The following is a 21,238-nucleotide window of genomic DNA, read 5'->3' on the forward strand; positions in this document are numbered from 1 at the left end:
TCATCCTGAGGCGGCGGCGCGAAGCGTCGCCCTCGAAGGAGGGCTCCAGCCAGCCGCGCGATCCCTGGAAGCCTCCTTCAAGGCCCGCCCGCGCGGGAAGATCGGGATGGAGAGTGTTGGGGGGATCGGCCAAGTCAGGCCGGTGCCCGATGCGCGGGCGCGTCGAGCCGCACCCCGTCGATCCCCGTCACGGTGTTGCGCTCCACCCGGATCACCGCGTCGAACGGGGCTTGGCGGCGCAGGGTCGCCTCGTCCGGCAGGCAGACGATCAGGCCCGCCCCCGCACGGACGGCGCGCAGGCGGGCGATCCGGGCGGCGACCTCGTCCGGCTTGCGCTCGTCGAGGGTGAGGCCGACGACCAGGATGTCGGGCCGGCGGACGAGGCAGCGCACGAACTCGATCGCCACCCGCTCGCGCGGGCCGATGGCACCCTCCCCCAGCACCGCGCGCTGGCCCTGGGCCGCTCCCGCCGCGCCGGCCTCGATGCGGGTGGCGAGGCCGAGGCGGTAGACCGTGGGCTCCAGACCCTGCTCGGCCAGCACTTGGCGCACGAGCGACCGCACCCGCGCCTCGGCACCCGCCTCCCCTTGGGTGATGCGGCCGAACAGCAGGTTCTCCTCCAGGCTGGCGGCGGCGGTGAGCCGGGCGGGATCGTAGAACTCGATCTTCTCCCGGTAGCGCGCCGGGAGCAGCGCGGCGAAGGAGTGGCGGGCAGCGACCAAGCGCTCTTCCAGCGCGGCGTCGATCAGGCCGAAGCGGTGGCGGGTCTCGTTGTAGCGGAGCGCCAGCCCGATCAGCCGCTCGCGGTCGCGCTGCCCGGCCGCGCCGCGGCGGAAGCTGCGCGCATCCGGCTGGCGGGCGACGAGGTCCTCGAAATAGCCCCGCTCGTCCGCCGGGAACAGGGAGAAGGTCTCGAACAAGGGATGGTCGTCGGGCAGATCCGAGAAGATCTCGACGGTGGAGCGGGCGACCTGCAGCCCGACATCGACCAGGGTGCGGGTCAGATCCTCCGCCTCCAGCACCGCGCGCAGGTAGGGATGCGCCGCGAGCCGCCCCGCCGAGAAGGCCGGGCCGACCGCCTCGCCGAACAGCAGGTTCTCGCCCAGATCCGCCTGATGATTGTAGCGGGCGGGATCGAACGGCTCGACCAGCCGCTCGATGCCCTGCGCGGCGAGCGCCTCGCGCACGGCCCGGCGGGCGGCGACCACCGCGTTCGCGGTGGCGGGATCGTCCTCGGGATCGACCGAGGCCTCCAGCCCGCGCTCGTAGACGAAGGCGTCGAGGCCGGTGAGCTTGAGGATGGCGATGCGCTCGGCCAGTCCGGAGGCCTCGCGGTCGCCGCTGCGGGCACCGTAGAGCAGGTTCTGGCGCAGCGTCCCCTCGATCAGGATCGCCTCCGCGCCGGCGAGCGCGATGCGCCGCGCCCGCTCGGCCGGATCGAAGGCGCGCAGGGGCGTGCCGCCGTAGGTCAGCGCCCCGGCGGTCGGCTCGATCTGGCCGGCCAGCAGGGCGGCCAGCGCCCGCACGCCGCTGCCGCGCGGGCCGACGATGGCGACATGGGCCGGCATCGGCAGGGTGAGGTCGACGCCGGTCAGGCGCTCGCCGCTCGCCGGATCGTAGGCCCCGACGCCCTGGGCCGCGAGAACCCCGACCGGGGGGAAATCCGCGAAGACGCGGGCCTCGCCGACGGAGCGCGGCTCCAGCGCCTCGACGATGGCGGCGATGTCGCGAAACAGCGGCGCGACCGCCGCCCGCCGGGTCCACAGGCGCAGGCAGGCCGAGATCAGCAGTGCGGCGATGCCGAACGCGCCCGCCGCCGCGGCGAGCGCTCCGGGTAGCACGTTGTCGGCCTCGGTCGCCGCCTCGCCCTGCCAGAGGGCGGTGGCGATGAGGAGGGCGGGCAGGATCACCACGAGGGCGAGCGCCGGCGCCCGGGCATAGGCCAGCCGCGCCTCGGCCCGCACCAGGGCCGAGCGGGCGGCCCGGGCCCGCAGACCCAGGCGGCGGCGCTCGAACGCCGCCGCGCCGTGAGCGCGCACGGCGGGCATCCGGCGGATCAGGTCGCGCAGGCCGATTTCCGTGGCGGTGGTGTCGTCGCGGCGCAGAGCCCGGCGGGCGGCGGCGCGGCCGAGCAGGAGCGCGCGGGCCAGCCCCGTGGCGGCGAGCAGCATCGCCACCACGGGCACGAGGCGGGGGGCGGCGAGTTCGGCCATCACGAGGGCGAGCAGGATCGCCGCGAGCGTCAGCCCCGGCACGACGATGCCGACGGCCGCGAGCGGCCCCATCCGGGCGAGCGCCCGGCCGACCAGGGCCGGCAGCGCCCGCAGATCCTCCCGCGCCCCCGGCGGCGAAGCGAGGATCGCCTCGCGCGCCCGCGTCCGCATCCGGGCGGTCGCCCGCGCCTGGGCGGAGAAGCACAGCAGGGCCACGCCGCCGCCCAGAGCCGCGAGCGCCAGGGCGGCGGCGATGAGGGCGCTCAGGGCCAGGAGCGGCAGCTCCGCCGGCGGCAGGCTCCAGCCGGTGAACAGCACCGGCGCTTCGTTCAGGTGGTGGCCCGGCAGCGGCAGGGCGATGCGCAGGAACGGCAGGGCGTCCGGCGTCGAGCGGGTAAGCACGGCGATGAGGTCGCGCAGGCAGACGAGCACGAACAGCGCCAGCGGCAGACCGAGTCCGACCGCGAGCCCGAGCGCCGCCGCGTGGCGGCGCGGCGCGGAGGCCCAGGCGAACAGGATCGGGTCACGCTGCATCGACGCATCCCGTGGCGAGCCGGGAATCGAGACCGTTGGCTGCGTTTCGAGGGGGCATCGGCGGCTCGCGCGCGGCGGTTCGGGGCGGATACGGGGCGGGACGGAACGGGGGGCGTGAGAGGGACGAGGAAGGCCGTGTCCCGCCCTCTTCGCACGGATAGACGGCGGCGCAAGCCCGGTGCGCCGGACCGCCCCATTGCATTCGGGCATGGCGGTTGCTCTTTGAGGTGCGCCGCGACACATCCCGCAGCAGGGTGAAGGGCAGGCGCCGGCCGGCGCGCACCCGGATTCGTCGCATTCATGAGCAGAGGTCCGGACCGGCGGTCATGACGCGGCGCCCGCCCTTCCCCCCCGCCGCAGCGGGCCTCCCCCGCACCGTCGAGGAGCGCCTGCGCGGGCCGGCGGTCCTCTCCCCCTCCGTCACCGTCACGCGGATCGGCGCGGCGGCTGCGCGCGCGGTCCTCGCGCCCGCAGGCCGGGTCCGGTGGCTGGCCGTCGCAGGTGGGCTCGCGGCGATCCTCGCTTGGCTCCTGTCCGGGACCGGCCCGGCGCGCGCGCCGTTCGCCGCAGCGGGGTTCGGCTGGTGGGCGGGCCTCGCGTCGGGTTGCCTGACGATCTCGGGGCTCGTGGCTCTGGCCCGGGTCGACTGGCGCTGCGGCATCATCCGCCTCGCCCAGACCGCCGCCCTTCTGGCGGCTCTGGTGTCCACGGTCCTGGCCTGCCTCAGCGCGGCGCTGCACCCCGCTTCCGCCGACCGGACCACCCTCCTGATGGCCCTGTCGGCGGTGACGGTCTCCGCGTTCGGGCAGTGGGCGGCGGCGCTCGTGCCCGATCTCGCCGACCTGCGCGACCGCCCCGAGGCGCAGCGCGTGTCCTGGCGGGCGGCGTTCTACCGCCGCGCGGCGGCCGGCTGGCACGGCTCGTCGTGGCAATGGTTCGTCTGGGAGCGGGCCTGCCGGGCGCTGGCGCTCGTCGGCATCCTGGCGGCCTTCGCCCTGCAGACCGACCTCGCCCTGACGCTCGCCGCCCGGACCGACCGGCACGACACGCTGCTCCCGGTGGCCCTCGTCGTCGGCGCCGTGCTCTCGGGGGCCGGACTGATCGCCATGCTCGCCGCCCTCCTGCGGCGGGAGCCGGGCTTCGACGGCTTCGTCACGGGGCGCCATCTCGACATCCTCGGACGCCTGATCCTGGCCTTGGGACTCGCCGGGCTCTATTGCCACGTCACGGAGGCGGTGATCGCGGGGCTGCACGGCACGGAGGCGGAGCGCGCGATCGTGGCGCAGCGGCTGACGGGGGCCGAGGCGCCCGCCTTCTGGACGCTGATGCTCGCGGGCCTCCTGCCGACGCAGGCGCTCTGGGTCGGCGCCGCGCGGCGCAGCGCGGTGACGCTGGGCCTCGTCGGCGCGCTCGCCGCCCTCGGGGCCGGTGCCTTCCATCTTCTGATCGTGCCGAGCGATCTTCCCTCCGGCCCGGCGAGCCCCCTCCCCGGCCTGCTGGCGATGGCCGTCGGGTCGGCCGCCCTGTTCGGCCTCGGTCTGCGCGTCGCCTTCCGCCTCGTGCCGGCGGTGTCGATCGCCGAACTGCGCGGGCTGGCCCTCCTCCATAACCGCCGCCCCGTCGCCCTCCCGCCGGAGGGGGCCGGTCCCCCGCCCCGGGCGGGGCTCGCCGCCGCCTTCGCCTCGGAGGCCGGGTTGGTCGAGGGGCTGCGCGGCCTCGGAACCCCGATGCCGGCCCTGCATCTCGACGCCTACGGTCCGGCGCCGATGCCGGAGGCCGCCGCCGCCCTCCGCCGGGACGAGCGGATCGTGCGCGAGGCGGCGTTGATCGGGGCCGTGCTCGCCGGCTCGGCTTTCCTGCTCGCCCAGGCCGCCATCCTGGCGGCGGAGACGCCCGGCGGCCTCGCGGCTCTGCCCGCCCTCGCCTGGGCGCGGCTGGCGATCCCGACCCTCTCCGCGGCGGCCGCGGGGGGCGCCCTCGGCGCCGCCGCCGCGCTCGCATGGCATCTGCGCCAGCCGGCACCGGAAGTCGGGCCGCCTCCCGACTGGCGCGAGGTCTTCGTCCTGACCCTCGTCCCGGCCGCCGATGGACCCTCGCCCGAGACTTCGCTCGAGACTTCACCCGGCACCTCGCTCGGCACTTCTCTCGGCTCTTGGGCCCGGCGCCTGTCGGCTCTGCCGGAGAAGGCGGGCCGCCCCCTCGCCCTGCGCCGGGCCGGGACGGGTCGGGAATCCGCGCCATGAGCATCGATGAGCGCGGTGCCGCGGCCCGCAAGGCGCTCGGCGCCAAGACCGCCCGCGGCTATTTCCTCGATCCGGCCCGGCGGCCCCTCGCGGCCCTGCTCGTCGGCGCCGCCTGCCTCGGCCTCGTCGCCCTGCTCCATGGGCTGCCGCGGCTGGCGCCGGCCTATCTCGCGGCCTGGACCTGCCTGCTCGCCCTGCCGGCGGGGGCCCTGCCCGTCGCCATCATGATCGAGCGGGCCGATGCGTGGCGCCCGCAGCCCGAGACCGCGCTGCTCGAAACCCTGCGCGGCCTGCTCGCCCTGATGCCGGTGGCCGCCCTCCTCGCCCTGCCGATCCCGTTCCTCGCGCCCTTCCTGTATCCGTGGGCGCAGGGGGGCGAAGCCGGGCCCGGGCCGGCGGGGGCCTTCGCCGCCCTGTGGTTCTCGCGTCCCGCCTTCGCCGGCCGTCTCGCCCTCTATTTCGGCCTCTGGATCGGGCTTGCCCTCCTCTTCGCCCGGCGCGGCGGCGAGCCCTGGGGCAAGGCCGGGCGGATCGACGACGGGCGGGCGGTGCTGGGCCTCGGCGTCCACACCGTGGTCGGGACGCTCGCTGCCGACGATCTCGTCATGGCGGTGGACGGGCGCTTCCATGCCGCCGCCTTCGGCCTCCTCGCGATGGCGGCGTGGTCGAGCCTCGCGCTGGCCGCCGCGATCGTGATCGCCCCGCCGGATATCGGCCCGGCCCGGCGGCGCCACGACCGGATGACGCCGCTTGCCGTCCTGCTCCTCGTCTCGGCGGGGCTGCACGCGGTGCAGTTCCTGATGCTCGGCCCCGAGCCCAACGCCGCCGCCTGGTACGGCGTGCGCGGCGGTCCGGCCGGGCGGGCCCTGATGCTGACCTCCGGCCTCGTCGTGGCTCTGGCCGCCGCGCTCACCCTGCGGCCGGGCGAGAACCGCACCCGCCTCGTGGCCGCCCTGGCCGTGGCGGCCCATCTCGCCGAGATGGCGTGGTTCGTCACCCCCTCCTTCGCCGGTCTCTTCCGCATCGGTGTCGTGGACCTGCTGGCCCTGGCCGGCGTCGCCGGGCTCGCCATCGGGTTGACCCCGCCGCTGCGGCGCCTGTTTCCGGGGCTCGCCGTCACCCCCGCCTGGCCGGGCCGCGAAGCGGCCTCCGCCGCGCGCCGGACGCGCCTGCGATGAGCGGACGACGAGGAGCGGATTCCTCGTCGCGGCCGTGAGGGCTGCGCCCGACCACGTACGGGGCCGCACGCGTCGCTCGTTCTCCGTCTGGCGCATCCGTGCGACGAGCCGGTGTCCGCTTCGTCGGAAGGCGCGAGCGGCGCCGCCATCGGCTTTTTCCCGCCCTCCGGCCTCCCCCTTTCGGGGCGATGCTCTAATGTCGCCTTCCCGTCAGGCTTGGCCTCCGCCAAGAACCGGCCTCCCCGCCAAGATCTCGAGACCACCGGCGACCCATGTGCGAATTGCTCGGAATGAGCGCGAACGTGCCGACCGACATCCGTTTCTCGTTCGCGGCGCTCGCGCGGCGGGGCGGCGAGACCGGCCCGCACGCCGACGGTTGGGGCATCACCTTCTACGAGGGCCGCGGCTGCCGCGCCTTCCACGATCCCGAGCCGAGCGCGCGCTCGGAACTCGCCAAGCTGCTGCGCCGCTACCCGATCAAGAGCCGCATCGTGGTCGCCCATGTGCGCAAGGCCAATCGCGGCCGGGTGAGCCTGGAGAACACGCACCCCTTCTCCCGCGAATTGTGGGGGCGGCGCTGGACCTTCGCCCATAACGGCCAGCTCAAGGGCGTGAAGCGGCTGCCGCTGGGCGGCTTCGAGCCGATCGGCACCACCGACAGCGAGCACGCCTTCTGCTGGATGCTGTCGCAGTTGCAGGCGCGCTTTCCGAAAGCCCCGCGGCCGGCCCGGCTGGAGGCCGCGGTGGCCGAACTCGCCCGCGCCCTGTCGGAGCGGGGCGTGTTCAACATGCTGCTCACCGACAGCCGCACCCTCTACGCCCATTGCGGCAAGCGGCTGTGCTACCTCACCCGCCGCGCGCCCTTCGGCACCGCGACCCTGATCGACGAGGATTGGCGGGTCGATTTCGCCCAGGAGACCTCCGCGACCGATATCGTCACGGTGATCGCCACCCGCGCCCTGACCCGCGACGAGACCTGGACCGAACTCTCGCGCGGCGACACCCTGGTGTTGGCGGATGGCGACGTCCGGGTGATCGCCGCCGGCGCGGACTGAGCGCGCAGCGGCGGCGAGCCGGCACAACCGAGCGAACCGGCGAGACGATCGCGGGATCGGGCGACCGATGGCGGCGCGGGACTCAAGGCCGCGGCGCGCCATCATCCGTTGTTCCGCGCCGGGTCGAAGCCATCCACACTCGGGCGGGCATCGCCTCGTCCGATTTGCCGCATTCTAGAGCTGCTTCGGCGAGGCCATCTCTTGGGGAATTGTGGCTTTCACGCCCCAGACTGCGCAAGCGGAGCCGTATTCGACAGCGCCAGGGTGTACCGGGCCGCCCGATGCGCTACAACTATGTTAAAGCCCCGCTCGGACCTGCGACCGCCCGGCCGAGACCCACGCCTTCCGATCGCCAGAGCCCGATGCACAACGACACCGAAGCCACCCTGGATCGTCCCGTGATGACCGACGGCCGTCCCAAGCTCTCCGACTCGATCCGCTCGCATCTCGGCGACCACCTGCGCACCGTCTACGAGACGCTGGGCGCGGGCGAGGATACGCCGACGCGCTTCTCCGACCTGATCGGCAAGCTCGAGGCCGCCCTCAAGGCGCAGGGCGAGCGGGTCGATCCCGAATTCCGCAACGGCCTGCTCGCCGCGGTGCCGTCGCTACGCGCCTTCGCCCTCTCGCTGACCTCGAACCCGGCCCGGTCCGACGATCTGGTTCAGGACACCCTGCTGAAGGGCTGGCAGCACCGGGCCCGGTTCCAGCCGGGCACCAACCTCAATGCGTGGCTCTTCACGATCCTGCGCAACATCTTCTACTCGGACCACCGCAAGCGCGTGCGCGAGGTCGAGGATCAGGACGGTTCCTACGCCGCGCGTCTCGCCACTGCCCCGCATCAGGGCGACCGGCTCGACGTCGAGGATCTTCAGACCGCTTTGGCCAAGCTGCCGCCGGATCAGCGCGAGGCGCTGGTGCTGGTCGGGGCCGAGGGTGTCTCGTACGAGGAGGCCGCGACGATCATGGGTTGCAAGGTCGGCACGGTGAAGAGCCGCGTCAGCCGCGCCCGCGGGCGTCTCGCCGAATTGCTGGGTTACGACGAGGAGGATCTGTCCTCCGACCGGTTCATCCAGTCGGCGATGCCGGACGCCTGATCGCCCGGCTCGGTTGGGTCGGTCCAAAACCGATCGGCCCAAGTCCGGTCGGCCCAGGCCGTCTTTCAAAGTTTGCCCAACGGCTTCACCCGTAGGATCGTCCCGGCTGACGGGGCGCGCTTCGGGCGCCCGCTCATATGCGGACCGTGACGCCCGATCGTCGCGGGCTTTCGGTTCGGTTCTGTCGCTCGTCCCCGATCCGGTCCGCGCGTGGCCGCGGATCGCTTCAGCGCCTTTCACGATGGCGGGGTGGGGCCCCTTCCCGTCATCGCGAGGGACGGCGTCGGATCCGAGGGGGCGCCTGCTCCGGTGGCGCGCTGCGCCCGGCGCGGTGAGCCATCCGGCCGTCCGGGCGATCCCATCACGGCGGCGCGATGGGATATGACCCGGTTTTGATCAGGCCGCGGCCTTGCGGCGTCCGCCGGTCTTGCGGCCCTCGCCGGTTCCGCTCTTGCGCGAGGACGGCGCCGGGGCGGATTCCTCGACTTCCGCCGTGTCCTCGACGGCGGGCTTGCGGCGCTGCTGGCCGAGACCGAGATCCTTGGCGAGCGCCGAGCGGGCGGCCGAGTAATTCGCCGAAACGGTCGGATAATCGGACGGCAGGCCGTAGCGGCGGCGATAACCCTCGATGTCCAGACCATGCGTGGTCAGGTGGCGCTTGAGCGTCTTGTACGGCTTGCCGTCGATGAAGGAGATCAGCGCATCAGGCGTGATCGATTTCTTGATCTGCGCGGCGGAGGGCTTCTCGATCTCTTCTTCCTTTGGGGCCTGCGGCGCGGACAGGGAGGTCAAGGCCGCGTGCACTTGCCCGATCAGGGCCGCGAGTTCGGCCGAAGGGAGAGAATTGTTCGAGACATAGGCCGAGACGAGATCCGCCGCGAGTTCGACACGATCGAGTTGAGGTGCCTGATTGGTTTCCGACATGCTGCTATTCCTGATTTGCCCCACGATGTTCGGAGTATAAGGATTATCGGATAGTTCAAGTGGGTTTCCGGGGATTTTCCCAGGAAGTGATTGCAAAAATCGAGAAATCGAACGGTTTAGGGTCACAATTCATACGAACAGGTCGGTTGCGACGCCTCGTTCGAGGGGTTCAAGAGGTTCTGTGCAAGCTGAGGTGTGATTGAGACGAAGTCGCGCGTCACTTGATTCGGACAGATCACGCGTTTGTGAAGAGGTCTTGTCGCCCAGAGTGGGTTGGACCAAGCATCGCGATTGAGATTGCCGATATTCCTGCCGTACAGGGCTCCCCGCCGATCTTGCGAGCCGTTCAGAAACCGAAAGCCGACTGGGCCGCTTGCGGCTCTTGAACGGGGCGGGGGCGTGTGCGGTGCCGCGTCTCCGGCTCGGGCAGGCTGCAGCGGTAGACCACGGCGTCCGGCGGCCCCAGGGTCGCGTGCAGCGGCACCGTCACGGTGTCGCCCGAGAAGCGCCAGTGGCGGGTCCCGCGATCCCAGTAGAGCCACACGGTGGTGTCGTGGCCGCGCACATCGAACACCGCCGCCCGCTTCGACAGGGCCCGCAGGGTGCGCGGCTCGTACAGGCCCTTGCGCCGATAGGCCTCGCGCGATGCCGCATCCTGGCGTTCGACGAAGGTGTTCTGGACGATCTGGAGCGTCGCCCCGGGCTTGCGCAGGAACTTTTTGAAATCGCTCAAGGATCGCAAGACCACGGGCATGGCACTCATCCTGTCGTCAAGTCACGGACTCGCTCTTCATTGTGCGATGCAGCTTCAATGACTCGGATGACGGTTGTGTCCTGCGCAAAAAGACTCCGGGTGAGGATATCCACGGGAATCGTCTGCGGTCCACAGGACTCTGCTGCGGCGCCCGGGTCGGCGCCGACCGACAGGGGCCGGGCGATCGTCTCGCGCCGCCTTGACCCGCGGACGGGCCTCGGGCGTTTAGGTCCCTATGTTGCTCACCTTCTTCACGAGCCTGCGCGAGGCCCGCGTTCCGGTCACGCTGCGCGAATATCTGACCCTGCTCCAGGCGATGGAGCGGGATCTCGCCGAGAAGCGCGTCGAGGAATTCTACTTCCTCGCCCGCACCGTGCTCGTGAAGGACGAGGCCCATCTCGATCGGTTCGATCGGGTCTTCGCCACGGTGTTCAAGGGGCTCGAGACTTTGGGCGAGGCGGTGGAGCCCTCAGCCATTCCCGAGGAGTGGTTGAGGAAGCTCGCGGAGAAGTACCTCACCGAGGAGGAGAAGGCCGAGTTGAAGGCGCTCGGCTGGGACAATCTGTTCGAGACCTTGAAGCAGCGCCTCGCCGAGCAGCGGGAGCGCCATCAGGGCGGCTCGAAATGGATCGGCACCGGCGGCACCTCCCCCTTCGGCGCCTACGGTTACAACCCGGAGGGCATCCGCATCGGCCAGGACGGCAACCGCAATTTCCGCGCGGTGAAGGTGTGGGACAAGCGCGAGTTCAAGGATCTCGACGACACCCGCGAACTCGGCACCCGGTCCATGCGGGTGGCGCTGCGGCGCCTACGCCGCTTCGCCCGCACCGGCGCGGCCGACGAGCTCGACCTCGACGGCACGATCCGCGAGAGCGCCCGCAAGGGCTTCATCGACGTGAAGCTGCGGCCGGAGCGGCGCAATGCCGTGAAGGTGCTGCTGTTCCTCGATGTCGGCGGCTCGATGGATTGGCACGTGGAACTGGCCGAGGAACTGTTCTCCGCCGCCCGCTCCGAGTTCAAGCACTTCGCCCATTTCTACTTCCACAACTGCCCCTACGAGGCGGTGTGGACGGAGAACCGCCGCCGGCACGAGGAGCGCATCCCGCTGCAGGACGTGATCCGCACCTATCCGTCGGATTATCGGGTGGTGTTCGTGGGCGACGCCTCCATGAGCCCCTACGAGATCGCCCATCCAGGCGGCTCGGTGGAGCATTGGAACGAGGAGGCCGGCGCGGTCTGGATGCAGCGGGTGCTCGACCACTTCGCGAAGGCGGTCTGGCTCAATCCGATCCCGGCGGAGAACTGGCCTTATACCCAGTCGATCGGCATGGTCCGCCGCCTGATGTCCGACCGCATGTTTCCGCTGACGCTGGAAGGCCTCGACGGCGCGATGCGGGCGCTGCTGCGCTGAATCCAGCGGCGGGCGGGACGCCCTTTGCCCGGGTGCCGGGGCCGCGCCCCGGTCTTCCGTCAATCAGGGCTCAGCCCTGGACCTGCCGAAGGGCTCGTCCTTCGGGAGCCCGTTACACAGTCGCCTTAACTCTGCCGCTACCCTTGCTGCTACCCTTGCCGCGCGGGAGTCTTGAGGGTCAGGCCGTCGAGGTCGGAGGTGACGCGGATCTGGCAGGAGAGCCGCGAGGTGGCGCGCACGTCGGAGGCGAAATCGAGCATGTCCTGCTCCATCGGCTCGGCCGGGCCGACCTTCTCGGCCCAGTCCTCGTCGACATAGACGTGGCAGGTCGCGCAGGCGCAGGCGCCGCCGCACTCGGCGTCGATGCCGGGCACGTTGTTGCGGATCGCCGTCTCCATCACGGTCGAACCGACTTCGCCGTCGATGGTACGGGCCGTACCGGCGTGATCGACGAAGGTGATCTTGGGCATGCCTAGCTCCGGGAGCGTCTTCCGCGCCGCGTGCGCGTTCCGACGGTTGGCGACTGCTTGAGGGCCGACGCGCCAGAATGCAAGCTGCGAGATGGACGCGTCGGTCCGCGGGAAACGCGCCCGGCGGCGTCAGGTGCCGGATGAGGGAGCAAGGGACGGCGGAGTCGGTGTCGCCCCCTCCTCCGCGATCAGGGCGAGCGTGGCCGCGACGGCGGCCTCGAGCTCCGGCAGGTCCGGCGCTCCGGTCCCGGCCCGCAGGCTCGTCTCCACCGCGGCGCTTGCGGCGGCCACGCGGGCGGCCCCGACGCCGAGGGCCGCGCCCTTCAGGGTATGGGCGAGATCGGCCCGGTCCGCATCCGGCTGCTCCGCTGCGGCGATCGCCGGCATCAGGCGCCGGCATTGCTCGACGAACAGGCCCAGCACCTCCTGGGCGAGGTCGGGATCGCCGAAGGTCTGCGCGGTCAGGTGCTCGCGGTCGATCAGGGGGTGGCTGCTCATGTCCGGTCTCGTGCCGCCTCGTCACGGCCTTTTCGGGGGGATCTCGAGCCCGCGGTGGGGCCCGGCATCCGCGAACGCGTCGGTCCCCGGGCCCATCGCCTGTGGGCGACGGAGGCTATCCACAGCGCAGGGCCGTGCGGGGCGTACCGGTTTAACCCCCGTCGCGTCAGAGTTCGAAGCGGTCGCCCCCTGCCCGGCTCCGGCTTGGTAACCATTCCGTTAAGGTTTTATGGGGGCTCCGGCCGGTCCGGGTATCCGGAGCGGGACCTGCAGGACTAAGGTGCCCCGGTCAAACGGGTAAATCCGTCTTCGCTGCGGAGGCCCGCGACGGGTGCTTCCAAGGCCGGACGGCGTTGCGGGCGGTCGATCGACGGCGATCCCTTCGTCGCCGATCGCCCCGCGGCGGGGGACGGCGGGCATCCGCCGGGCGCGGTGATCGCGACCATCGGTCGAGATCGCCGCAGGGTGAGTACAACGAGGCGTTTGCATGGCCACCGACAAGAAGCTGAAGGATCCGGCGGAGGCTGCCCTCTCCGCGATCGAGCAGGCTTTGAATCTGGACATCCCGACGGCGGGCGACGCCGCCCGCGTCGAGCCGCGGCTGCCCGATGTCGGCGACAACGATCCCCTCTCCGATCCGCTGGCCGAGGCGTATGGGCGGCGCATCCCGAACCTCGATCTCGACCATCTGGGCGAGCTGCCTCCGCCCGAGCGCGGGCGCTCCCGTCGGGAAGGCGGTCTGCTGCCGCCCGACCGCTCGCTCGTGGCCAACGACGATCGCCAGAACATCGGCATCCTGCAGCAGACGCTGCGGGTGCGTCCCTCGCGTAAGCCCTACATCGTCGCCGGCATCGCCTCCCTCCTCTGGCTGGGCGGCCTCGTGGCGCTCGCTTGGAACCAGTCGGGCGGCGACCTCAAGGCCTTCGTGACCGGGCTCACCGCGCTCCAGGGGGCGGTGGTGGCGACCGCCATCGCCGGGCCGATCGTGCTGTTCCTGATCACCGCGATGCTGGCGGTGCGCGCCCACGAGATGCGCCTCGTCGCCCGCGCCGTCGGCGAGGTGGCCATTCGCCTGGCGGAGCCCGAGAGCTTCTCCACCGACGCTGTCCTGACCATGTCGCAGACGGTGCGCCGCGAGGTCGCCGCCGTCGGCGATGGCGTCGAGCGGGCGCTGGCGCGGGCCGGCGAACTCGAGACGCTGGTGCGCGGCGAGATCTCCACCCTGGAGCGGGCCTATTCGGACAACGAGATCCGCATCCGCACCCTCGTCGACGAGCTCGTCGCGCAGCGCGAGTCGATCGTGGCCAATGCCGACCGGGTGCGCGGCGCCATTGCCGGCTCGCACGAGAACCTGTCGAGCGAACTCGACGGCGCGGCCGAGCGGATCGTCGCGGCGATCAACGGCGCGGGCGAGCGGGTCACCGGCGCCCTCGACGCCCGCAGCGACGCCATCACCGCCGCCCTGGGCGAGGTCGGGGAGCGGGTGGTCGGCAACGTCTCGACCCGCGGCGACGACCTCGTGCGCCAGCTCGAGGCCACCAGCGCGGGCGTGCGCGGCGGGCTCGAGACCATCGGCACGAACCTCACCGTCTCGCTGCAGCAGCGCGCCGACGAGGTGACCGAGGCCTTCGAGCGCACGGGTGGGGCGCTCACCCGCACCCTCGCCGACAATGCCGGCGCGGTGGCCAAGTCCCTGGCCGAGACCGGCACGACGCTGATCGAGGCCCTCGACCGCCAGGGCGGCAGCGTGCGCGAGACCTTCGAGCGCTCGGCCAAGGGCCTGGAGGAGACCTTCCTCTCCCGGGGCACCGAACTGACCGACCGCTTCGCCCAGACCGGCGGCGAGATCACCGCCCGCTTCGCCGAGACCGGCGAGGGCTTGCGCCGCCAATTCGCCGCCACCGGCACCGGCATCGCCGAGGATATCACCGCCCGCGGCGCCACCCTGCGCGCCGAGATCGAGATCGCCGGCGCCGGCGTGTCCGAACTCATCGAGGGCCGCGGCCGCGATGCCCAGGCGGCCCTGGCGCTCGCCGCCGGCAGCGTCGCCCAGGACTTTTCCACCCGGGCGGAACGCAGCCGCGACGAGCTGCTCGCGGCGGCGGCGAAGGCTGCCGAGACCGTGGACGGCCGCGGCGGCGAGCTCGCCGGCCGGATCGAGGCCCTCGCCGGCCGCCTCGACGAGACCATCGCGGTGCGGGGCACCGCCCTCGCCTCGGGCCTCGACGGCACCGCCGAGCGCGTCGCCGGGCTGATGACGACCCACGCCGCCCAGGCCACCGCCCAAGTCGAGCAGGCCCTCGCCGGCCTCGGCCAGGGCTTCGCCGTGCAGGCCGACCGCACCGCCGAGACCCTGCGCGAGACCGTCGAGCGCCTCGGCACCGATTTCACCGCCCAGGCCGGCAGCGCGGGCGAGGGCATCCGCCTCGGCGCGGAGGCGACGGCCGTTGCCCTCGCCGCCAGCGTCGCGGAGGTGGAGAGCCGCCTGCGCGTGGCCGCCGAAGCCGCCGCGGCCCTGCTCGCCGCCGGCACGACCGAATCCGCCGATCGCCTCGTCCGCGTCTCGGACGAGACCGCCGGTGTGGCCCGCGACCGGGCCGCGGAGATGGCCGGACGCCTCGCCGAGGCCGGCGAAGCCCTGCGCCGCGCCGCCGACGAGGCGGCCGCCGCCGTCGCCGCACGCTCGACCGACATGGTCGTCGGTTTCCGCGGCGCCGCCGACGGTATCGGCGGCGAGCTGACCGCCCGCGCCGAGGCCGCCGTGCAGAGCCTGCGCGACGTGCTGCTCCGCGTCACCGACGAATTGTCTGCCCGCAGCACCGAGGCGACCGGTGCCCTGGCACTGGCAGCCGGCCATGCCGGCGGCGAGATCAGCGCCCGTACCGACCAGTCGCTACAGGCCCTGCGCGACGCCCTGCGCCAGGCCGGCGAGGATCTGTCGGCCCGTAGCGCCGAGGCCACCGGCTCGCTCTCGCTCGTGGCTGGTCAGGCCGGCGGGGAGATCGCGGCCCGCACCGAGCGGGCGGCGGGCGAGCTGCGCGCCCTCCTGCGGCAGGTCGCCGACGACATCGCCGCCCGCGGCGCGGAAGCGACCGGCCTCCTCGCCCTCACGGCGGGCCAAGCCGGCGGCGCCTTCGGCGATCGGGCCGAGCGCGCGGCCCAGGACCTTCGCGACCTCCTCGATCGGGTCTCGCAGGAGATCGCGGCCCGCGGCGACGAGGCCAGCGGCGCGCTCGCCCGCACCGCCGAACAGGTCGGCGCCGAGATCGGCGGTCGCACCGAGGCCTCGCTCCACAGCCTGCGCGAGACGCTGGCCCGCGTCGGCGACGAATTGACCGCCCGCAGCACCGAGGCGAGTGCCGCTCTGGCCCGCACCGCCGAGCAGGTCGGCGGCGAGATGAACGGCCGCACCGACCAGACGCTCCACATCCTGCACGAGGCGCTGACCCGCCTCGGCGACGAGATCGCCGCCCGTGGCGAGGCGGTTTCCGGCGAGATCGCCCGCACCGCGCAGGGCGTGAGCGCCGATCTCACGGCCCGGCTCGGCGAGATGGAAGGCGCCTTCGGCACGCATGGCCGCGGCGCCGTCGGCCTCATCGGCCACCATTCGGACGAGGCCCGCGCCAAGCTCGAGGGCGCCGGCCGCGAGATCGTGCTCGCCATCACCGACCACGCCGCCCGCGTCGGCGATGCCCTCCACCGCAGCCACGCCGCCTTCGCCGAGACCGCCGAGGGCCGCGCCCGGGCAGTGGACGACGTGCTCGGCAACCGCCTCGCCGCCCTGCAGGAGATCATCGCCCGCGGCGACATCCTCGCGGAGCGGATCGATGGCGGCGCCCGCGCACTGGGCGAGGCCGTGGACGGCCGTCTCTCCGAGATCGATCGCGCCATCGCCGTGCAGGGCCATTCGCTGGTCGCCGCCCTGTCCGAGCGCGAGCGCTCCGTGACCGAGACGGTGTCCGCGCGCATCGCCGAGATCGAAGCCCGCTCGGTCCGCCAAGCCGCCGAACTCGGCGATGCCTTCGCGACGCTCGCGGGCCAGGTCGATGCCCAGATCGGGGCGCGGACCAACGCGCTCAACGAGGCGCTGGTGCTGCGGGCCGCCGAGATCGCCCGCACCCTGTCGGAGGGCGACCGCGCGATCGGGCAATCCCTCGATCGCCGGGCCGCCGAGCTCGGCACGCATTTCGACCGGGCCGCGGACGATCTCGCCCGCCGCCTCGACGAGGGGGCCGGCCGCCTCGACACCGGCGTGCTCGCCCGCCTCGGTGCTCTCTGGGCCGCCCTGGACGAGCGCGCCCGCGAGCTCGACGAGAATTTCGGCGTCCAGGCCCTGGAGGCGGTGCGCCTGATCGAGACCCGGACCCGCGAAGTGGACGAGGCGCTGACCCGCCGCATCCGCGATCTCGTCGGGCTGATGGAGACCCGCAGCACCGGTACCGGCGAGGCTCTGACCGGCCAGATCGCGGCGATCGAGCGCCTGTTCGACGAGCGCGCCGAGGCCTTGTCGCGGGTGTTCGGCGAGCGTGGCGGTGCCGTCGCGGCCGATCTCGATCGCCGCGGCCAAGCGGTGGTGGACGGTCTCGGCCAAAGGCTGGCCGAGATCGGCGCCCTGCTCGATCAGGGCGGCGCCTCGCTCGGCGAACTGCTCGACCGGCGCGGCAGCACGCTCCTCGCCGGCCTGCGCGACCTCCTGACCCAGGCCGACGGCCTGATCGGCGACGGCGACGGACGCCTGCGCGCCGCCCTCGACACGCATCGCGATGAGATCCGCTCCCTGCTCGATGGGCGCGGCGAGGAACTGCGCGGCCTCGTGGCCGAGGGCGCCGAGACCGTGCGCGGCCGCTTCGACCAGGGTCTGGCCGGCCTGCGCGCGACCCTCGACGAGCGCGCCCACCACGTTCAGGACGTGCTCGACGGACGCGCGAGCGAGATCCGCGCCCTGCTCGACAGCCGCACGGCGGAGCTGCGCGGCCTCGTGGAGGGCGGCGAGTCCGGGATCCGCGGCGGCTTCGAAGCCGGTCTCGGCGCCCTGCGTCAAGCGCTCGACGAGCGCGCCCGCACCGTCCAGGACCTTCTGGAGAGCCGCACCGGCGAGATCCGGGCGCTGCTCGACGGCCATGTCGGCCGCCTCGACGAGACGTTCGAGGGCCGGATCGTGCCGCTGCAGGACAGTCTCACGGAAGGTGCCCGCACCCTCGTCGCCACCCTCGAGGGCAGCCTGACCCGCGCGGCCGGCGAGGTCGATGCCCGCACGCAGGGCATCGCCACCCTGTTCGACCAGCGCCTCGGCGTGCTGGGCGAACTCGTGGACGGACGCGGCCTCGAGATCGCCCGCAATGTCGATAGCCGGGCGCAGGAACTGCGCGCCCTGTTCGAAGAGATCCACGCCACCCTCGACGCCCTGGTCGACGACCGCTCCACGGCCCTCACCGGCCGCCTCGACGCCCAGGCCAGGGCGATGGTCGCGGTGTTCGACGAGCGCATGAAGAGCCTCGACGGCCTCGTGGAGGGCCGCAGCGCCGCCTTCGCCCAGCTGGTCGCCAGCCAGGCGGATCTGCTCGGCCATTCGGTGGACGAGCGCAGTGCGGCCTTCACCGCCCGCATCGACGCCCGGCTGCGCGCCTTCGCCTCCGTGGTGGCGAGCCGCGCCGACGCCCTGGCCGAGGCCTTCGACGAGCGCCAGGAGGCCTATGCCGCCATGGTCGACGGCGGCACCGCCCGGATGGTCGCGACGCTCGACGAACGCACGCGGCAACAGGCGGCCCACGACGCGGAGCTGCGCCAGCGCCACGACGCCTTCGCGGCCCTGGTCGAGGGGGGCACCACCCGGATCGCCGAAGCGCTGGACGAGCGGGCTCAGCGTCAGGCCGCTCTGGTCGAGGCCGCAACCGCTCGGATCGCTGCGGTCCTCGACGAGCGCCATGCCGGCCTCGCCGACACCCTCGGCGAGCGCCAGACCGCCTTCGCGTCGCTGGTCGAGACCGGGACGGGCCGGATGGTCGCGGCCCTGGACGACCGCACCGAGCGTCAGGCCGCCGCGATCGAGGCTGGCACCGCCCGCATCGCCGCGGCGCTCGACGAGCGCGCTGAGCGCCATGCGCGCCTCGACGCCGCCCTCATGGAGCGCCACGACGCCTTCGCGTCGCTGGTCGAGACCGGGACGGGCCGGATCGTCTCGGCCCTGGACGAGCGGGTCGAGCGTCAGGCCAGCTTCGACGCCGCCCTGGGCGAGCGTCAGCAGGCCTTCGCGGCCCTGGTCGAGAATGGCACGGGCCGGATGGTCGCGGCCCTGGACGAGCGCGCCAAGCGGCATGCCGCCCTGGCCCAGGCCCATGCCGAGGCCCTGGGGGCGGTGCTCGACCAGCGCAACGCCGCACTCTCCCGCCTCCTCGACGGGCCGGCGGCGGCGCTCGCCGCCTCGCTCGCTGAGCGCGAGGAGGCCCTCGACCGGCTTATCGCCGAGAAGGGCGCGCCCCTTGCCGAGATCCTGCGCGAGCGCACCGAAGCCCTGACGGCGCTGACGGCCCAATCGGCCCAGGCCCTGCGCGCGGCCCTGGACGAAGGGGCGACCTCGTCCGTCGCCGCCCTCGCCGAGGCCGACGAGCGGGTGCGCGACTCCGCCGGGGGCGTGCTGGCCCGGATCGAGCGCGTCAATGCCGGCCTGACCGCGCTGCTGGACGGTGCGAGCGACAATCTCGGCGCGGTCGAGCAGGGCCTCGTGGCCCGCATCGAGCAGATCCAGTCGGTCCTCGACCAGATCGCCGCCGAGACGAGCCGCGGGACCGAGCAGGTCTCGGCCCAGGTCGTTGCCCTGCGCGAGACGTCGCAGGGCGCGCTCCAGCAGGCGGCCTCGCTCGCCGAGACGCTGGACACCCGCGGCCGGACGCTGGTCGAGCGCACCGGTGCGCAGGTCTCGGCGCTGACCGGCGCGGCCTCCAGCCTGGAGGCGGTCGAGGCGCGGCTCGCCGAGACCCTCGCCGCCCGTCAGTCGGCGGTCGAGGCGGCCCTCGCCCGTCTCGAGGAGCGCACCCGCGACATCGAGGCCCAGACCGGTCGCTTCGGCGGCGTGGTCGAGGAGACCCTGCGCACGGCCGAAAACCGGGCCAAGGAACTCGGGGAGAGCCTGTCCCAGGCCGCCCGGATCGCCGGTGAGGCGGTGGCGGGCGACTTCGAGCGCCTGCGCACCGGCACCGACGCGGAGAGCGCACGCACCGCCGGCGCCGTGCGCGAGGCCATTGAGGCCGCCTCCGCCCGGATGATGGAGAGCTTCACCGCCGCCTCCGGCCGGTTCGGCGAGTCGGTCGTGCGGATGAGCGAGATGGCCGCCGAGATCCGGCGCGAGCTCGACGCGACCCGCGCCGACCTTCAGCGCGGTGTGCTGGAGCTTCCCCGCGAGACCCAGGATGCGACGAGCGAGATGCGCCGCGTCGTGGCCGAGCAGATCGACGCGCTGAACGAGCTGTCCGCCCTGGTGGCCCGCTCCAACCGCTCCGTCGATGTCGCGCAACCCTCGGCCCAGCCCCGCGCCGCCGAGCAGCGCCGCACGGCCGAGGCCGGGCGGGCCGCCGCTCCGTCGTCGGCCGCCCCGCAGCCGGCCCGCGCTCCTGCGGCTCCGGCCCAGCCCGCCGCCCGTCCTCAGGCCGCCCCGGCCGCGGTCCCGGCCACGGCTCCGGTGCGGCCTACCGCGCAGGCGCCCGTCCAGGGGCGGCCGGGCACCCGCGACAATCGCGGCTGGCTGTCCGACCTCCTGACCCGCGCCTCGATCGACGACGAGGACGGCGCCGATTCGGCCCCGGCCAAGGTGCCCGCCACCGGGGCAACCGCCTCGCCGGCCGGGGCACCGGCCGCAGCGGAGCGGATCTCCCTCGACGCGATCTCGACCGACATCGCCCGGATGGTCGATCATCAGGCCTCGGTCGAGTTCTGGCAGCGCTACCGCCGCGGCGAGTCCGACCTGTTCGACGGTCGCCTCTACACGGCGCAGGGCCGCCAGACCTTCGAGCAGATCCAGCGCCGCTACCGCGCCGACGCCGATTTCCGCCGCACGGTGGATCGCTATGTCGGCGAGTTCGAGCGCCTGCTCGGCGAGGTCACCAAGAACGACCGCGACACCCGCCGCGCCGACGCCTACCTGACCTCGGAGACCGGCAAGGTCTACACGATGCTTGCCCATGCGAGCGGCCGGTTCGACGAGGTGTGAGGCGAGGGCCCATCCGACACGCGAGCGAAGGGGGCCATACGGCCCCCTTCTTCGTTGCGAATCATCTGGCGCCCATCACTCCGCTCTTCCTGAGGGCGAGCGAAGCGCCGGTCCCGCGGCGCGTCAGATCAACCCGAGCGCTGCCAGTTCCCGCCTCAGGCTCTCGGGCATCTCGGCGAGATCTCCCGCGCTCGCCCGGTCGAGATCGGCCGGGGCATCGCCGGCCTCGAGATAGCGCCAGCCCTGGAACGGGCGGCAGGGGCGGGGTGCCACCGCCGTGACGGCGGGGTCGAGGACGAGGCGGCAGCGGTCGATGCCGTCGGTGCCGGTGAACGGGTCGATCGCCAGGATCGGCTGACGGCAGCTGAGCGTGCCCTTCATCACCCAGTAGATCGAGCCCTGCCCGGCAATGGCGGCGGCGCGCTTCGGCACCATCCGGGTGACGTGCGACGGACGCGGGTCGGCGCCGAGCCGCAGGGCCTCGTCGCGATGGCGGGCGATGCGCGCCTCCAACTCCCCGATCGAGGCGGGGCCGACGCAGAGCTTCAGGAGATGCAGGACCATGGCCGAGGCTGCGATGTCCCATGCGCGAGGGAAGGCCGGGCCGGGCAGGGCGGCGGGCGCCGTGCGCTTACCCCGCTCCGACGCGGCCGGAAAC

General features: G+C 73.2%; 12 protein-coding genes. 6 read left to right on the plus strand and 6 right to left on the minus strand.

Annotation, left to right across the window (positions count from 1 at the left end; all coding sequences use genetic code 11):
- Nucleotides 1-134: 134 nt before the first annotated feature.
- Nucleotides 135-2,747 carry an ATP-binding cassette domain-containing protein gene (locus MFF26_RS06790; RefSeq protein WP_137831510.1) on the minus strand — a complete coding sequence of 871 codons (2,613 nt, stop codon included), beginning with the start codon at nt 2,745-2,747 and terminating at the stop codon, nt 135-137.
- A 326-nt stretch (nt 2,748-3,073) separates the two neighbouring features.
- On the opposite strand from MFF26_RS06790, the gene MFF26_RS06795 reads away from it, so the two are divergent.
- The 4 genes from MFF26_RS06795 (at nt 3,074) to MFF26_RS06810 (ending at nt 8,320) form a co-directional block, all read left to right on the plus strand.
- Complete coding sequence (locus MFF26_RS06795; RefSeq protein WP_238307783.1) at nt 3,074-4,990, plus strand: DUF3341 domain-containing protein; 1,917 nt, start codon at nt 3,074-3,076, stop codon at nt 4,988-4,990.
- Nucleotides 4,987-6,168 (plus strand): hypothetical protein, encoded by a 1,182-nt coding sequence (locus MFF26_RS06800; RefSeq protein WP_137829423.1) that lies wholly within the window; start codon nt 4,987-4,989, stop codon nt 6,166-6,168. The genes MFF26_RS06795 and MFF26_RS06800 overlap by 4 nt, the downstream gene beginning before the upstream one ends.
- Before the next feature lie 272 nt (nt 6,169-6,440).
- Nucleotides 6,441-7,223: a class II glutamine amidotransferase gene (locus MFF26_RS06805; RefSeq protein ID WP_137829422.1), complete on the plus strand. Its 783-nt coding sequence runs from the start codon at nt 6,441-6,443 to the stop codon at nt 7,221-7,223.
- A 362-nt stretch (nt 7,224-7,585) separates the two neighbouring features.
- Nucleotides 7,586-8,320, plus strand: coding sequence for a sigma-70 family RNA polymerase sigma factor (locus MFF26_RS06810; RefSeq protein WP_137829421.1), 735 nt, complete (start codon nt 7,586-7,588; stop codon nt 8,318-8,320).
- Nucleotides 8,321-8,716: 396 nt separating this feature from the next.
- On the opposite strand, the gene MFF26_RS06815 is transcribed toward MFF26_RS06810, so the two are convergent.
- A complete protein-coding gene (locus MFF26_RS06815) occupies nt 8,717-9,244 on the minus strand; it encodes a Ros/MucR family transcriptional regulator (protein ID WP_137829420.1) in 528 nt (175 codons plus the stop codon).
- 346 nt (nt 9,245-9,590) lie between these two features.
- On the minus strand, nt 9,591-9,998 hold the full coding sequence (locus MFF26_RS06820; RefSeq protein ID WP_238307784.1) for a hypothetical protein: 408 nt from the start codon (nt 9,996-9,998) through the stop codon (nt 9,591-9,593).
- 235 nt (nt 9,999-10,233) lie between these two features.
- On the opposite strand from MFF26_RS06820, the gene MFF26_RS06825 reads away from it, so the two are divergent.
- Nucleotides 10,234-11,409: a vWA domain-containing protein gene (locus MFF26_RS06825; RefSeq protein ID WP_137829419.1), complete on the plus strand. Its 1,176-nt coding sequence runs from the start codon at nt 10,234-10,236 to the stop codon at nt 11,407-11,409.
- Between the two features lie 149 nt (nt 11,410-11,558).
- Here MFF26_RS06825 and MFF26_RS06830 read toward each other — a convergent pair whose 3' ends face one another.
- Nucleotides 11,559-11,879, minus strand: a complete 321-nt coding sequence (locus MFF26_RS06830; RefSeq protein ID WP_137829418.1) for a 2Fe-2S iron-sulfur cluster-binding protein — start codon at nt 11,877-11,879, stop codon at nt 11,559-11,561.
- A 129-nt stretch (nt 11,880-12,008) separates the two neighbouring features.
- Nucleotides 12,009-12,377 carry an Hpt domain-containing protein gene (locus tag MFF26_RS06835; protein ID WP_137829417.1) on the minus strand — a complete coding sequence of 123 codons (369 nt, stop codon included), beginning with the start codon at nt 12,375-12,377 and terminating at the stop codon, nt 12,009-12,011.
- Nucleotides 12,378-12,864: 487 nt separating this feature from the next.
- Here MFF26_RS06835 and MFF26_RS06840 point away from each other — a divergent pair, with 487 nt between their 5' ends.
- Nucleotides 12,865-20,580, plus strand: a complete 7,716-nt coding sequence (locus tag MFF26_RS06840; protein ID WP_238307785.1) for an apolipoprotein A-IV repeat region-like domain-containing protein — start codon at nt 12,865-12,867, stop codon at nt 20,578-20,580.
- A gap of 123 nt (nt 20,581-20,703) precedes the next feature.
- Here the strand turns inward: MFF26_RS06840 and MFF26_RS06845 are convergent, their stop codons facing one another.
- Nucleotides 20,704-21,144 carry a DUF1489 family protein gene (locus MFF26_RS06845; protein ID WP_137829415.1) on the minus strand — a complete coding sequence of 147 codons (441 nt, stop codon included), beginning with the start codon at nt 21,142-21,144 and terminating at the stop codon, nt 20,704-20,706.
- Nucleotides 21,145-21,238: the final 94 nt, after the last annotated feature.

The sequence above is a fragment of the Methylorubrum suomiense genome, from assembly GCF_022179765.1.
GTDB classification, from domain to species: Bacteria; Pseudomonadota; Alphaproteobacteria; order Rhizobiales; family Beijerinckiaceae; genus Methylobacterium; species Methylobacterium suomiense.